The organism is Methylobacterium hispanicum (assembly GCF_022179285.1).
GTDB classification, from domain to species: domain Bacteria; phylum Pseudomonadota; class Alphaproteobacteria; order Rhizobiales; family Beijerinckiaceae; genus Methylobacterium; species Methylobacterium hispanicum.
Window position 1 is genome coordinate 60,511 of sequence record NZ_BPQO01000025.1, and the last position, 13,933, is coordinate 74,443.

General features: G+C 71.0%; 11 protein-coding genes. 6 read left to right on the forward strand and 5 right to left on the reverse strand.

Going from position 1 to position 13,933, the window contains the following annotated elements; translation table 11 throughout:
- The first annotated feature begins 39 nt into the window (after positions 1 to 39).
- Positions 40 to 2,415, forward strand: a complete 2,376-nt coding sequence (locus tag MFF56_RS23790; RefSeq protein WP_066918513.1) for a thiamine pyrophosphate-binding protein — start codon at positions 40 to 42, stop codon at positions 2,413 to 2,415.
- A gap of 150 nt (positions 2,416 to 2,565) precedes the next feature.
- Positions 2,566 to 3,738 carry a M20 aminoacylase family protein gene (locus MFF56_RS23795; protein WP_066918515.1) on the forward strand — a complete coding sequence of 391 codons (1,173 nt, stop codon included), beginning with the start codon at positions 2,566 to 2,568 and terminating at the stop codon, positions 3,736 to 3,738.
- Positions 3,739 to 3,790: 52 nt separating this feature from the next.
- Here MFF56_RS23795 and MFF56_RS23800 read toward each other — a convergent pair whose 3' ends face one another.
- Positions 3,791 to 5,212, reverse strand: coding sequence for a leucyl aminopeptidase family protein (locus tag MFF56_RS23800; RefSeq protein ID WP_082772820.1), 1,422 nt, complete (start codon positions 5,210 to 5,212; stop codon positions 3,791 to 3,793).
- Positions 5,213 to 5,337: 125 nt separating this feature from the next.
- Here MFF56_RS23800 and MFF56_RS23805 point away from each other — a divergent pair, with 125 nt between their 5' ends.
- Both MFF56_RS23805 and MFF56_RS23810 read left to right on the forward strand, forming a co-directional pair.
- Positions 5,338 to 6,171, forward strand: a complete 834-nt coding sequence (locus tag MFF56_RS23805) for a tetratricopeptide repeat protein (RefSeq protein WP_066918517.1) — start codon at positions 5,338 to 5,340, stop codon at positions 6,169 to 6,171.
- A 34-nt stretch (positions 6,172 to 6,205) separates the two neighbouring features.
- Positions 6,206 to 6,583, forward strand: coding sequence for a hypothetical protein (locus MFF56_RS23810; RefSeq protein ID WP_238231415.1), 378 nt, complete (start codon positions 6,206 to 6,208; stop codon positions 6,581 to 6,583).
- Between the two features lie 58 nt (positions 6,584 to 6,641).
- Here the strand turns inward: MFF56_RS23810 and MFF56_RS23815 are convergent, their stop codons facing one another.
- On the reverse strand, positions 6,642 to 8,126 hold the full coding sequence (locus tag MFF56_RS23815; RefSeq protein ID WP_066918662.1) for an MFS transporter: 1,485 nt from the start codon (positions 8,124 to 8,126) through the stop codon (positions 6,642 to 6,644).
- Positions 8,127 to 8,242: 116 nt separating this feature from the next.
- Here MFF56_RS23815 and MFF56_RS23820 point away from each other — a divergent pair, with 116 nt between their 5' ends.
- The gene (locus MFF56_RS23820) at positions 8,243 to 8,527 is read left to right on the forward strand and encodes a hypothetical protein (RefSeq protein WP_156453489.1); all 285 of its coding nucleotides are present in this window, start codon (positions 8,243 to 8,245) and stop codon (positions 8,525 to 8,527) included.
- 35 nt (positions 8,528 to 8,562) lie between these two features.
- Here MFF56_RS23820 and MFF56_RS23825 read toward each other — a convergent pair whose 3' ends face one another.
- Positions 8,563 to 9,237, reverse strand: coding sequence for a TetR/AcrR family transcriptional regulator (locus MFF56_RS23825; protein WP_156453490.1), 675 nt, complete (start codon positions 9,235 to 9,237; stop codon positions 8,563 to 8,565).
- Positions 9,238 to 9,435: 198 nt separating this feature from the next.
- On the opposite strand from MFF56_RS23825, the gene MFF56_RS23830 reads away from it, so the two are divergent.
- Positions 9,436 to 10,959, forward strand: a complete 1,524-nt coding sequence (locus tag MFF56_RS23830) for an NCS1 family nucleobase:cation symporter-1 (protein ID WP_082772828.1) — start codon at positions 9,436 to 9,438, stop codon at positions 10,957 to 10,959.
- Positions 10,960 to 11,313: 354 nt separating this feature from the next.
- On the opposite strand, the gene MFF56_RS23835 is transcribed toward MFF56_RS23830, so the two are convergent.
- Both MFF56_RS23835 and frc read right to left on the reverse strand, forming a co-directional pair.
- On the reverse strand, positions 11,314 to 12,246 hold the full coding sequence (locus MFF56_RS23835) for a methionyl-tRNA formyltransferase (protein WP_066918668.1): 933 nt from the start codon (positions 12,244 to 12,246) through the stop codon (positions 11,314 to 11,316).
- Positions 12,247 to 12,396: 150 nt separating this feature from the next.
- Positions 12,397 to 13,674: a formyl-CoA transferase gene (gene frc, locus MFF56_RS23840; protein ID WP_066918670.1), complete on the reverse strand. Its 1,278-nt coding sequence runs from the start codon at positions 13,672 to 13,674 to the stop codon at positions 12,397 to 12,399.
- Positions 13,675 to 13,933 lie beyond the last annotated feature (259 nt).

Consider the following 13,933-nt stretch of genomic DNA (forward strand, 5'->3'; position numbering starts at 1 on the left):
GTGCCAGATTTCCTGCGCACCCGACGAGGCTGAAGCCCGATGACCGACCCGCGCCAGACAGACCCGCGCCTGCCCTACCTCGCCGAGCTGGAGCGCAAGGCGCTGTGGCTCTCGACCTGGATGATCCACAACGCCAACCACCTGCGCCCGAACCGCGACGGCATGAAGGTCGGCGGCCATCAGGCCTCCTCGGCCTCGCTGGCGACGATCATGACGGCGCTCTACTTCGGCGTGCTCCGCCCAGAGGACCGGGTGGCGGTGAAGCCCCATGCCGGCCCGGTCTTCCACGCGCTCCAGTACCTCGCCGGTCGCCAGACCCGGGAGAAGCTGGAGAATTTTCGCGGTTTTGGTGGCGTTCAATCGTATCCCTCGCGGACCAAGGACACCGACGACGTCGATTTCTCGACGGGCTCGGTCGGCCTCGGCGTGGCCCAGACGCTGTTCGGCAGCCTCGTGCGCGACTACGTCCGCGCCCACGGCTGGGGCCTCGACCGGCCGGAGGGCCGCATGGTGGCGCTCTTGGGCGACGCCGAGATGGACGAGGGCAACATCTTCGAGGCCCTGATGGAGGGCTGGAAGCACGGGTTGCGCAAGACCTGGTGGATCATCGACTACAACCGCCAGAGCCTCGACGCGGTGATCCGCGAGGGCCTCTACAGCCGCTTCGAGGAGATCTTTCGGTCCTTCGGCTGGGACGTAGTGGTTCTCAAATACGGGAGCCTGATGGACGCGGCCTTCGCGGAAGCGGGCGGTGAACGGCTGCGGGCCTGGATCGACACGGCGCCGAACCAGCTCTACGCGGCGCTGACCTTCCAGGGCGGGGCGGCCTGGCGGCGGCGGCTCACCCAGGATCTGGCCGACGATGCCGATGGCCTCGCGCTCCTCGACCGGCGCAGCGACGACCAGCTCGCCGAACTCATGGGCAATCTCGGCGGGCACGACCTCGTCAACCTGCTGAAGGCCTTCGAGGGTGCCGACAACGACCGCCCGACCGTGTTCATCGCCTACACGGTGAAGGGCTACGGCCTGCCGCTCGCCGGCCACAAGGACAACCATTCGGGCCTGCTCACCCCCGCCCAGACCGAGCTGTTCCGCGAGAGCCGGGGCGTGCCGGCGGGCCAGGAATGGGAGCCCTTCGCGGGGACTCGGTTGGCCGAAGCGGAGCTGCGCCGCTTCATCGACCGGGCGCCCTTCTTCCGCGAGGGCCCGCGCCTGCGCGACGCCGCACGGCTCCCCGTGCCGCAGGGTTTCCCTTGCCCGCGCCAGCCGACGCTCTCGACGCAAGCGGGCTTCGGCATGATCCTGAACGATCTCGCCCGTTCGGACGCGCCGATCACGGAACGCATCGTCACCACCTCGCCGGACGTCACCGTCTCGACCAATCTCGGCGGCTGGGTGAACCGGCGCGGCCTCTTCGCCCGCGAGGAATTGCGCGACCTGTTCCGGGCCGAGCGCATCCCCTCGACCTTCACCTGGGATTTCTCGGCACAAGGCCAGCACATCGAACTCGGCATCGCCGAGATGAACCTGTTCCTGCTGCTCTCCGGGCTCGGGCTCTCGCATCGCCTCTTCGGCGAGCGGCTGATCCCGATCGGCACGCTCTACGACCCCTTCATCGCCCGCGGCTTGGACGCCCTGAACTACGCCTGCTACCAAGATGCCCGCTTCATCATCGCGGCCACGCCCTCCGGCGTGACCCTGGCGCCGGAGGGCGGCGCCCACCAGTCGATCGGCACGCCGCTGATCGGCCTGTCGCAGCCGGGACTCGCCAGCTACGAGCCGGCCTTCGTCGACGAGCTGTCGGCGATCCTGGCCCACGCCCTCGACTACGTGCAGCGCGACGGCAAGGCCGGCGGCTCGGTCTACCTGCGCCTCTCAACCCGCGGCCTGGAGCAGCCCAACCGCGCGCTCTCGGCGGATCTGTCGGACGCGATCGTCGCGGGCGCCTACTGGCTGCGCGAGCCGGGGCCGAACTGCGAGGTCGTGGTCGCCTATACGGGCGCGGTGGCGCCCGAGGCGATCGAGGCGGTCGGCCGCATGGCCGAGGACCGGCGCGACGTCGGGCTGCTGGCCGTAACCTCGGCCGACCGTCTGCACGCCGGCTGGAGCGCAGCCCAGGGCGCGCGCGAGCGCGGCGAGCGGGGGGCCGAGAGCCACGTCGAGGCCCTGCTCGGGCGCCTGCCGCGCCATTGCGGCCTCGTCACGGTGATCGACGGGCACCCGGCAACGCTGGGCTGGCTCGGCTCCGTGCACGGCCACCGCACCCGGGCGCTCGGCGTGGCGCAGTTCGGCCAGACCGGCACGGTGGCGGACCTCTACCGCCATTTCGGCATCGACGCCCGCGGCATCATCGCGGCGGCGCAGGGGCTGGCTCCCGAGCGGCCGATCCGGCAGTTGAGTCTGGTTGCGGGCTGAGCGCGCCGCGTCCTCCCTCCCCCCTCGGCGGGGGAGGGAGGACGCGGCGGCTCTGCCGCCTTCCCGGCCCCGCTCCCGGTTGACGCCCCGGTTGGCCCCCTGTTTGCTGGATCCGACCCGCCCGCAGCGCAAGCGGCCCCGAGCGCATCCATGCCCGCCCTAGACCGCATCCAGGCCTTCTCCGACGCCATCACCGCGTGGCGGCACGACCTGCACGCCCATCCCGAGCTGCTCTACGACGTGGAGCGCACGGCCGGCTTCGTGGCGGACAAGCTCAGGGCCTTTGGCTGCGACGCGGTCGTCACCGGCATCGGCCGCACCGGCGTCGTCGGGGTGATCCAGGGCCGGGGCGGGCGCTCGGACCGGGCGATCGGCCTGCGCGCCGACATGGACGCCCTGCCGATCCACGAGGTGCGCGACCTCGCCTACCGCTCCACCGTGCCGGGCCGGATGCACGCCTGCGGGCATGACGGGCACACCGCGATGCTGCTCGGCGCCGCCCGCTACCTCGCCGAGACCCGCGATTTCGACGGGCGGGCGGTCCTGATCTTCCAGCCCGCCGAGGAGGGCGGGGGCGGCGGCGAGGCGATGGTCGAGGACGGGCTGATGGAGCGCTTCGGCATCGCGGCGGTCTACGGCATGCACAACATCCCGGGGCTGGCGCTCGGCCGCTTCGCGATCCGACCCGGCCCGATCATGGCCTCGACCGACCGCTTCACCGCGACGATCGAGGGAAGGGGCGGGCATGCCGCGCTCCCGCACGCGGCCGTCGACAGCGTGGTGGTGGCGAGCCACGTGGTGCTGGCGCTCCAATCGATCGTCGCCCGCAACGTCGATCCGCTGCAATCGGCCGTGGTCTCGGTCTGCGCGCTCGAAGCCGGCGAGGCCTTCAACGTCCTGCCGCAGAGCGTGACCCTGCGCGGCACCGTGCGGGCGCTGTCCTCCGAGGTGCGGGCGCTGATCAAGGACCGCATCGTCGCCCTGACCGAGGGCGTCGCCGGCGCGTTCGGGGCCGCGGGCAGCGTCGATTTCGGGTCGAGCTATCCCGTCACCGAGAACGACCCGGCGGAAGCCGCCTTCGTGGCCGACGTCGCCGCCGAGCTCGTCGGCGAGGACCGGGTCGCGCGCGACGTCGCCCCGATGATGGCGGCGGAGGATTTTTCGTACATGCTGGAGCGGCGGCCGGGCGCCTACCTGTTCCTCGGCAACGGCGACAGCGCGCCCCTCCACCACCCGCACTACGATTTCAACGACGCGGCGGCGCCCCTCGGGGCCTCGCTCTGGGCCCGGCTGGTGGAGACGGGGTTGCCGCTGGGGCGCTGAACCGCGCGCGGCTCTCCCTCCCCGACAGAGGGGGGGAGGGAGACGACGTGCCCTACGCCCCGGGGTAGCGCCCCTTCAGCAGGGCGTAGACCAGCCGCGCGGTCTGGACCTCGCCGCCCTCCGGCCGACCCGGCTTGGTCGAGGGGTTCCAGCCGTAGAGGTCGAGATGGGCGTGCGCCCGCGCGCGAGGGGCGAAGCGGCGCAGGAAGAGCGCCGCGGTGATCGCCCCCGCGAAGGGGCCGCCCGAGACGTTGTTGAGGTCGGCCACCTTCGAGTCGAGCAGGCTCGCGTAGGGCGGGTGCAGCGGCAGGCGCCAGACCGGGTCGATCGCCGCGCGCCCCGCCGCCGCGATCGCGTCGGCGAGCGCGTCGTCCTCGGTGAAAAGGGCCGGCAGGTCGGGGCCCAGTGCGACGCGGGCGGCGCCCGTCAGCGTCGCGAAGTCGATGAGGAGGTCGGGCTCCTCCGCGTCGGCGAGCGCCAGGGCGTCGGCGAGGATCAGCCGCCCCTCCGCGTCGGTGTTGCCGATCTCGACGGTGAGCCCCGCACGGCTGCGCAGCACGTCGCCCGGCCGGAAGGCCTCGCCCGAGACCGCGTTCTCGACCGCCGGCACGATGAGGCGCAGCCGCACGGGGAGCCCTGAGCCCATCACCATGTCGGCGGCGGCGATGGCGGCCGCCGCGCCCCCCATGTCCTTCTTCATCAGCAGCATCGCGGCCGAGGGCTTGATGTCGAGGCCGCCGGTGTCGAAGGCGACCCCCTTGCCGACGAGCGTGACGCGCGGCGCCGTCTCGGAGCCCCAGGTCAGGTCGATCAGCCTGGGCGCGCGAGGCGAGCCGGCTCCGACCGCGTGGACCAGCGGGAACTCCCGGGCGAGGTCCGCACCCGCGGTGACGCCGACCCGCGCTCCGTGCCGCTCGGCCAGCGCCCGCACCGCGGCCTCGATCTCGACGGGGCCGAGGTCGTTGGCCGGCGTGTTGACGAGGTCGCGCCCGCGCGAGACCGCCGCGGCGATGCGGCCGATCTCGTCGGCATCGACGTCCTCGGGCGCCGCGAGGCGCGGCGTCTCGGTCCCGCCGGACCGGTAGCGGCGGAAGCCGTAGGATCCCATCAGCCAAGCGAGCGCCGCCTCGTGCGGGGCGGAGGCGCCCTCCAACCTGTAGGTACCGGGCGGGAGAAGTCCGGGCAGCTTGCCGGCGAGCAGCCGGTCCTGGGCCGGCGCCTCCGGGTCGCCGAGGCCGAACAGGACGCGGCCGAGGCCACCCTCGGCATCGGGCAGCAGGGCGAGGCGTCCCGCCTTCGGAGCGAAGCCCGTGGCTGCCGCGAAGGCCCGCTGCGCCGGCTCCAGCCCGGCCTCGACCGCGGCCCAGTCCGCGGCGGAGACGAGGGTCACCGGAACGCCCGGGGTGCCGGCCGGCAGAAGGCCGGGCACGATGTCGTGCGTGAGGTCTCGCGAAAGGTCCTGCGTCTCGCCCATGCGCTCGATCGTCCCTGCAGCCCTCGGAGGCGGCGCCGCTTAACCGCCGGTTAGGGTTAACGCTCTACTCCGGGCCGGCGGGGCCGTGAAGTTCTTGGCGCCCCTCGGCGTTTCCGGAGCGGACCATGAACACGGCCCTGCGCCTCTCGGCAGCTGCGCTCGTCGCGCTCGCGCTCGGCGCCTGCCAGACTCGCGCGCCCGAGACGACCGGTTCGATCGGTCGGGCCGCCGCGCGCGCGCCCCTCGAGCGCGCCGAGGTCGAGGCGCTGGGCGCCCGCTACCGCGAGAACCCGAACGATCTCGGCGGCGCGATGCGCTACGCCCAGGCCCTGCGCGCCACCGACCAGCGGACCCAGGCCGCCGCGGTGCTGCAGCAGGCGGCCCTGCGCAACCCACGCAACCAGGCCGTGCTCGGCGCCTACGGCAAGGTGCTGGTCGAGGTCGGGCGCTTCCAGGAGGCGCAGGAGGTCCTGCAGAACGCCCACACGCCCTCCCAGCCGGACTGGCGCATCCTCTCGGCGCAGGGCAGCGCCGCCGACCAGCTCGGCGACCACGCCCGCGCCCAGGGCTTCTACGAGGCGGCGCTGAAGATCCGCCCGGAGGAGCCCTCGATCCTATCCAATCTCGGCCTGTCCTACGCGCTGGCCCGCCGGCTCGATCAGGCCGAGACGGTCTCGCGCCGGGCCGCCGCGAACCCTGCGGCCGACGCGCGGGTGCGGGCGAACCTCGCCCTGGTTCTCGGCCTCAAGGGCCGCTTCCCCGAGGCCGAGGCGCTGCTGCGCCAGGACTTGCCCCCCGCTGAGGCCGAGGCCAGCCTCGCCTCGCTGCGGGGGCTCGTCGCCCAGCCGAACCGCTGGAAGGCGATCGAGGCCGCCGACCGCGCGGCCGCCAAGCCGGCCGCCAAGCCGGCTGCGACGTCGGCCGCCGCGCTCGCGGCCGCCGTCGACCCGCGGGGGTAGCTCCCGACAGCGCCCGCGCGTGGTAGGTAGCGCCATGCGCGCCGCCCTCCCGCTCCTCCTCTGCCTCGCCGGTCCGGCGCTCGCCGAGCCGGCCCCCGCAAAGAGGTCCCCGCCGGTGATCGGCTGCGCCTCGCTCGCGAACTACCGCCTGCTGATGCGCCAGACCGGAGATGCGGCCGGCGCCGCCGCCCTCATCGCCGACCCGAAGGCCGACCATCTCGGCTGCGGCGCGATCGCGCCCGAGAGCGTCACCGGCATCAGCGACCATGTCGCCCTCGAGGGCCAGGCCTACGATTGCCTCGGATTGCAGAGCACGGGCGTCTGCCAGTGGGTGACGGCCGGCGCGCTCGGCCCCGCCGCGCCGCGCAAGGGCGAGGCCGCCAAGGCACCGCGGGAGAAGGGACGGCCCTGAGGCCCGGGGCTCCGCCCCGCCCCCCCGTGGGGCCTCGGGCCCCGGGATTCCCGGGTCCTCAGGCGGCGGCGAGCGGCTTCGAGACGTCCTCCAGCGAGCGGCCCTCCGCGGCCGTGCCCCAGACCCCGCCGACCACAGAGGCCACCAGCATCAGGGCGGCGCCCAGCAGGTAGCCGCCGAAGACCGCGTCGCGCGAGCCGGTCTCGACCAGCGTGCCGAACAGGAGCGGCCCCGAAACGCCGCCGATGCCCGTGCCCAGCGCGTAGAAGGCCGCGATCGCGAGCGCGCGGATCTCCAGCGGAAAGGTCTCGGCCACCGTCAGGTAGGCGGAGCTCGCAGCCGCGGAGGCGAAGAAGAACACCACCATCCAGGCCGCAGTCTGGCCGACGGGCCCCAGGAGCTCGATCTTGAAGAGGTAGCCGGCGATCGCCAGCAGCACGGCCGAGATGCCGTACGTGAAAGCGATCATCGGGCGGCGCCCGACCGTGTCGAAGAAGCGCCCGAGCAGGACGGGCCCCAGGAAGGAGCCGAGCGCGAAGGGCAGCAGGTACCAGCCGACATGCCCGCCCGGCACCCCGTAGAAGCGCTCCAGCACCAGCGCGTAGGTGAAGAACAGGGCGTTGTAGAAGAAGGCCTGTCCGATCATCAGGCAGAGGCCCACCAGCGTCTGCTTGCGGCTCGTCACGAACATCGCGTGGGCCACCTCGGAGAGCGGGGTGTGGTGGCGGGTGCGCAGCCGCGTGTGCTTCTTCGGATCGGGCGGCGGCAGGGGGACGCCCGCATCCGTGAAGCGCTTCTCGATGCCGCTGACCACCCGGTCGGCCTCCGCCGCGTAGCCGTGGGTGACGAGCCAGCGCGGGCTCTCGGGGATCCAGCGGCGCAGGAACAGGATCACGAGGCCGATCGCCCCGCCGGTGAAGAAGGCGACGCGCCAGCCCCAGGCCGGGTCGATCACCTCGGGCCTGAGCAGCACGATCGACATGAAGGAGCCCAGCGCCGCGCCGATCCAGAACGAGCCGTTGATGACGAGGTTGGTCCAGCCGCGCGCTTTCGCCGGCACGAGTTCCTGGATGGTCGAGTTGATCGCCGTGTACTCGCCCCCGATCCCCGCGCCCGTGAGGAAGCGGAAGACGCAGAAGCTGTAGATGTCCCAGGACAGGCCGGTCGCCGCCGTGGCGACGAGGTAGAGGGCCAGCGTGATGAAGAACAGCTTCTTGCGCCCGATCCGGTCGGTGAGCCAGCCGAAGCCCACAGCCCCCGTCACGGCGCCGACGAGGTAGGAACTCGCGGCGAGCCCCACGTCGAACTCGCTGAAGGACATCGGCGGGTTGCGCAGCGCGCCGACCAGCGCGCCGGCCAGCGTCACCTCCAGCCCGTCCAGCACCCAGGTGATGCCGAGCGCCACGATGACGAGGACGTGGAAGCGGCCCCAGGGCAGCCGGTCGAGGCGGCCCGCGATGTCGGTGTCGACGACCTCGCCCATCGGCACGCGCTCCGGGGTGGCGCCCCGACCCTCGCCCTTGCCCTCGACCTTGCTCGCCATGCGCCTGTTTACCCTGACTCGCGGGAGATGTTGGGAAGTCTGTGCAGTGTCGGCCCGTTCAGAGGGACCTTCACCGGCGTCGGGCTGAAGTAGGGCGCTCACGCGGATGCGTCCCGATGAAATCCCGACTTTTGAGAGAGCGTGCCCGTCTCGTCCTGCTGGCCGCGCTGGCGGCGGGCGCGACGACGTTTCCGATCCACGCCGCCGACGGCACGCTGGGGCAGGCGCGGCAGCGGGTGGAGATCGGCGCCGAGATCTGGCGCCTGCGCCCGTCCCAGTCGAGCGCGCCCGTGCCGGGCGGCTTGCCCAATGCGGTGACCCGCACGGGTGCGGCGGCCGAGATCCCGCAGGCGCGGCGCACCGTCCGGATGGTCTATCCGGCCCTGGTCGAGGCGCGCTGAGGCGCCCGCGATCCGGGGCTGCACGTCACCGCCGGTCAGGCCTCCGTCAGCCCGAGCCCGCCGAAGACGAGCTGCACGATCGTCGCCTTGGCGGCGTCGTAGTCGGCCTGCTCCAGGCGGTCCTTTCGCTTCATCAGGGCCATCTGGTCCGAGAAGTCGGCGTAGGCCTGGGTCATGGCCCAGATGCAGAAGAACAGGTCCGCCGGGCTGATCGGCCGGACCTTGCCGGCGGCTGCCCATTCCTCGACCATCGCCACCTTGGCGAGCAGCTGCTGCGTCGAGACCCGCTCGATGAAGCTGCCGATATGCGGGGCACCGCTGATGATTTCGGTGGCATAGATCTTCGACAGGGAGGGGTGGTCCCGGGAGAAATCGACCTTGCGGTGGATATAGTCCCTGAGCACCGTGCGCAGGTCGCCCGTGGCGTCGAGCGCGTCGATATCGGCCGCCCACCGGTTCATCGCCCGCTCCAGGAGCGCGCGGTACAGATCCTCCTTGTTGTCGAAATAGTAGTACAGGTGCGGCTTGGACACGCCCGCACCCTCGGCAATCAGCGCCGTGGTCGCGCCGCGCAGCCCGTAATTGCCGAATACGAGCTCGGCCGCGTCGAGGATCTTGTCCTCGACATTCGCGGCCGGGGGCGGGCGCCGCCCGCCGCGCGACGTGCCGCGGATCCGCACCTGCTCGTCCTTCACCGACCTCGAACGCACTGGCCGCTCCGTCGCTTCCCGATCCCCGGACCGCCCGCATCGTCGCACGGCCCGGCCCGGAAAACCCGTCCGAAAGGCCCTTGCACGGACCGATCGTTTAATGGATCTTACCGATCGTTAAAAACCGGCACAACGATTGCGACGCCGTCCACCGGCCAAAGAGCGATCGGACGAGGCCGGACCACTGGGAGGTGGCAGATGTCGATTCACGCAAACGAGCTCGCGCCGCCCGGCGCCGCAGTGCCGGAGGTGTCCGGCGCACACGGGACGCACGACGCGATCATCATGAAACCGAGCTACGACCCGAACCTCGTCAACGAGGATCTGGCGCCGCTCAGGAAGCAGACCTGGGGCACCTACAACATCTTCGCCTTCTGGATGTCGGACGTGCACAGCGTCGGCGGCTACGTCACCGCCGGCAGCCTGTTCTCGCTCGGCCTGGTGAGCTGGCAGGTGCTGATCGCTCTCATCGTCGGCATCGTGATCGTGCAGGTCTTCTGCAACCTCGTGGCCAAGCCCAGCCAGGTCTCGGGCACGCCCTACCCGGTGATCTGCCGCGCCTCCTTCGGGGTGAAGGGCGCCAACATCCCGGCGATCATCCGCGGCCTGATCGCGGTGGCGTGGTACGGTATCCAGACCTATCTCGCCTCGGCCGCCTTCATGGTGGTGGCCCTGCGCTTCTACCCCGAACTCGCTCCCTACGCCGACCTGAAGCAGTACGGTTTCGCCGGCCTGTCGGCGCTCGGCTGGGCCTCGTTCATGTTCCTCTGGGTCGTGCAGGCGCTGGTGTTCTGGCGCGGCATGGACGCGATCCGCGTGTTCATCGACTGGGCGGGACCGGCCGTCTACGTCGTGATGATCGCGCTGGCGGGCTACCTCGTGGCGAAGGCCGGGCTCGGCAATGTCGGCCTGACGCTGGGCGAGGTGAAGTACACGGGCTGGGCGGCGCTGCCGGTGATGCTCAACGCCATCGCGCTGGTGGTGTCCTACTTCTCCGGCCCGATGCTGAACTTCGGCGACTTCTCGCGCTACGGTTCGAGCTTCGCGGCGGTGAAGCGGGGCAACTTCTGGGGCCTGCCGGTCAACTTCCTGGGCTTCTCGCTGCTGACCGTCATCACGGCGTCCGCCACCGTGCCGGTCTTCGGCCACCTGATCACCGATCCGGTCGAGACGGTGAGCCGCATCGACAGCACCTTCGCGGTGGTGCTCGGCGCCTTCACCTTCATGGTGGCGACGATCGGCATCAACATCGTGGCGAACTTCGTCTCGCCGGCCTTCGACTTCTCGAACGTCGCGCCGAAGCGGATCTCGTGGCGGATGGGCGGGATGATCGCGGCGGTCGGCTCGATCTTCATCACGCCGTGGAACCTCTACAACAACCCGGCGGTGATCCACTACACGCTCGATATCCTGGGTGCCTTCATCGGGCCGCTGTTCGGCATCCTGATCGCCGACTTCTACCTCGTGAAGAAGGAGAGGATCGTGCTGGACGACCTCTACACGATGAGCCCGGCCGGCAGCTACTGGTACGAGAACGGCTACAACCGGGCCGCCGTGACGGCGCTGATCCCCTCCGCCCTGGTGCCGGCGCTCTGCGTGCTGGTCCCGAGCCTCGGGGTGCTGGCGAACTTCACGTGGTTCATCGGCTGCGCGCTCGGCTTCGTGATCTACCTCGCCCTGATGCGCCGCCAGCCGGTACTGGCCGCCCAGCCGGCGGAGTAGGCGCGAGACCACGCAGCGCTCTCCGCCCGGGATGGGCGGGGAGCGCTCCGGCCCGAACCGCCGCCCGTTTTGCGGCGCTTCCTAATTCCGGATGATCACGGCGACACCCGTGGATCCCCTCTCCCCGCCGTGCGGGGAGAGGGCTTCATGCCCCCTTGTCGGGGCATGGAGCGAGCCGGCTGGCGGGGGTGAGGGGGCTTCGACGGAGAAGCCTCATCCGGTGATCCCCCCTCACCGCCGCTGCGGCTGCGCCTCCGCTTCCTGTCTGCACAACGAGGTGCAGACAGGCCTCTCCCCGCCGGGCGGGGAGAGGGGGCGCTCAATACGGGAAGGCGTTGCGTTCAAGGCGAAACACTATCCGCCGAGGATCGTGCCCACGCTCAACCCGCCCTCGCGCGCGAACTCGCCCGCCGAGACCTTCCGGCCGCCCTCCGGCTTCACCCGGAACACCTCGATCTGGCCACCCTGCGCGGCGACGCGGAACGAGTCCTCGCCGACTGCCACCACCTCGCCGAGCTTGCCCCGCACGTCGCCGAAGCGGCGGATCGGGTGCAGCTTGGCGTCGAAGACCTGCAGAGTCTTGCCCGCGAGCGTCGTCCAGGCGCCGGGCGCCGGGTTCGAGGCGCGGATGAGCGCGTAGACGTGCTCCGCGTGGCTCGCCCAGCTGATCGCCGACTCGCGCGTGCGGAACCAACCCTCGTAGCTCGCCGCATCCTCGTCCTGGGCGATCTCGACGTGCTCGCCCGCCACCACGAGGTCGGCGGCCTCCAGCATCGCGGCGACGCCCTGGGGGAAGAGCTGCTTGAAGTAGACGTCGCCGAGCGTGTCGTCGGGCCCGATCGCGCAGGTCTTCTGCAGGATCACCGGCCCCTCGTCGAGGCCGTCGGTCGGGCGGAAGATCGTGAGCCCGGTCTCGGTGTCGCCGCGGGCGATCGGCCAGTTGATCGAGGAGGGCCCGCGATACCGCGGCAGCAGCGAGGGATGGTACTGGATCGTGCCGTGCTTCGGGATGTTGACGAAGTCCTGCGGCGCGAACTGCAGCACGTAGGCCATCACGCCGATATCGGCGTCGAGCCCGCGCATCGCCTCCGCCGCCTCGGCGCTCTTCAGGCTTGGGAACTGGAAGACCGGCAGCCCGCGCTCTTCGGCAGCGGTCCGCAGGACGTCGGGCTTCGCACCGGCCTTCTCGGGCGCGCAGAACACGCCCGCCACCGTGTCGCCGCGGTCGAGGAAGGCCTCGAGCACCGCCTTGCCGAAATCCTGCTGACCGATGAAGGCGACACGCATGAACGATCCTTGGGTGATGATCCTCGGGTGCCCCCTCGGCGCGCCGGAGGGGACGGACGGCGAAGCGGGCGCAGGGAACCTGCGCCCGCGTTCGGGGACCGATCGTCGTCGTGGCCGCGGCCTCGGTGAGGACGCCGCGGCGGGTGATCGCTACTCGGCGGCGATCTTCTGCACCGCGCCGACCGCGCCGGAATGCTCGATCTCGGCGATCTCGGCCTCCGAATAGCCGAGCACGGTGCGCAGGATCTCGTCGGTGTGCTCGCCGAGAAGCGGGGAGCGCGTCACTTCGGCGGGGCTCGCCGAGAGCTTGATCGGGTTTCCGACGGTCAGGTACTTGCCGCGGGTCGGGTGATCGACCTCCACGATGGTGCCGGTCTTGTGCAGGGCCTCGTCCTCGGCGATCTCCTTCATCGACAGGATCGGGCCGCAGGGGATGTCGTACTTGTTGAGGATGTCCATCGCCTCGAACTTGTCGTGCTTCATCGTCCAGGCTTCGATGCGCGTGAAGATCTCGTTGAGATGCGGCAGGCGCGCCTTGGGCGTGGCGTAGTCCGGGTCGGTCTTCCAGCCGGGCTCGCCGATGATGTCGCAGATCGGCTCCCAGACCGGGCCCTGCGTGATGAAGTAGATGTAGGCGTTGGGATCGTGCTCCCAGCCCTTGCACTTGAGGATGCGGCCGGGCTGGCCGCCGCCGGAATCGTTGCCCGCGCGCGGCGTCGCGTCGCCGAAGGGCACGCCCTCGCCGAACTGGCTGTACTCCCGGAGGGGGCCGTGGGCGAGGCGCTGCTGGTCGCGCAGCTTCACCCGGCAGAGGTTGAGCACGCTGTCCTGCATGGCGCAATCGACCCGCTGGCCGAGGCCGCTATGGGTGCGGTGGAAGAGCGCCGTGACGATGCCGAGGGCGAGGTGCAGGCCGGTGCCGGAATCGCCGATCTGCGCGCCCGTCACCATCGGGATGCCGTCGCGAAAGCCCGTGGTCGAGGCGGCGCCGCCCGCGCACTGGGCGACGTTCTCGTAGACCTTGCAATCTTCGTAGCGCCCGGGGCCGAAGCCCTTCACGGAGGCCAGGATCATGCGCGGGTTGGCCTCGTGGATCTTCTCCCAGGTCAGGCCCATGCGGGCGAGAGCGCCGGGGGCGAAGTTCTCGACGAGGACGTCGCATTCCTTGATGAGGCGCCAGAGCACCTCCTTGCCCTTGGGGTTCTTGGAATCGAGCGTGATCGAGCGCTTGTTGTGGTTCAGCATCGTGAAATAGAGGCTGTCCACGTCCGGGATGTCTTGGAGCTGCCCGCGCGTCGCGTCGCCCACGCCCGGGCGCTCGACCTTGATCACGTCGGCGCCGAACCATGCCAGGAGCTGCGTACAGGTGGGGCCGGACTGGACGTGCGTGAAATCCAGAACCTTGATGCCGTCCAGAGCCTTGCTCATCGTCTCTTCCCCATGCGCGGCGCCGCTGTCCGATTCGCCGCCCGAAGCCGGTCCCAGGCTGTCCAGGGTTCGGCGGGCGACAGGCGCTCGATTTTGTCAGCCCACGTTGGAATACCAGATTCCAGATGTCAAACCACCCGCCCGCCGCCTCGGTGGACGGCGGGAGACGGCTCTCGGTGGCATAGAATATGCCGACACGGCCGCCGCCTCAAGCGCCCGGGAACCCTGCAACGGCCGAATCCGATATTGCTGCATCTGC

What these genes read in the sequence shown, in the direction of transcription:
- MFF56_RS23790 (WP_066918513.1), top strand. Translation starts at nt 40, where the DNA reads ATGACCGACCCGCGCCAGACAGACCCGCGCCTGCCCTACCTCGCCGAG.
- MFF56_RS23795 (WP_066918515.1), top strand. Translation starts at nt 2,566, where the DNA reads ATGCCCGCCCTAGACCGCATCCAGGCCTTCTCCGACGCCATCACCGCG.
- MFF56_RS23800 (WP_082772820.1), bottom strand. Translation starts at nt 5,212, where the DNA reads ATGGGCGAGACGCAGGACCTTTCGCGAGACCTCACGCACGACATCGTG.
- MFF56_RS23805 (WP_066918517.1), top strand. Translation starts at nt 5,338, where the DNA reads ATGAACACGGCCCTGCGCCTCTCGGCAGCTGCGCTCGTCGCGCTCGCG.
- MFF56_RS23810 (WP_238231415.1), top strand. Translation starts at nt 6,206, where the DNA reads ATGCGCGCCGCCCTCCCGCTCCTCCTCTGCCTCGCCGGTCCGGCGCTC.
- MFF56_RS23815 (WP_066918662.1), bottom strand. Translation starts at nt 8,126, where the DNA reads ATGGCGAGCAAGGTCGAGGGCAAGGGCGAGGGTCGGGGCGCCACCCCG.
- MFF56_RS23820 (WP_156453489.1), top strand. Translation starts at nt 8,243, where the DNA reads ATGAAATCCCGACTTTTGAGAGAGCGTGCCCGTCTCGTCCTGCTGGCC.
- MFF56_RS23830 (WP_082772828.1), top strand. Translation starts at nt 9,436, where the DNA reads ATGTCGATTCACGCAAACGAGCTCGCGCCGCCCGGCGCCGCAGTGCCG.
- MFF56_RS23835 (WP_066918668.1), bottom strand. Translation starts at nt 12,246, where the DNA reads ATGCGTGTCGCCTTCATCGGTCAGCAGGATTTCGGCAAGGCGGTGCTC.
- frc (WP_066918670.1), bottom strand. Translation starts at nt 13,674, where the DNA reads ATGAGCAAGGCTCTGGACGGCATCAAGGTTCTGGATTTCACGCACGTC.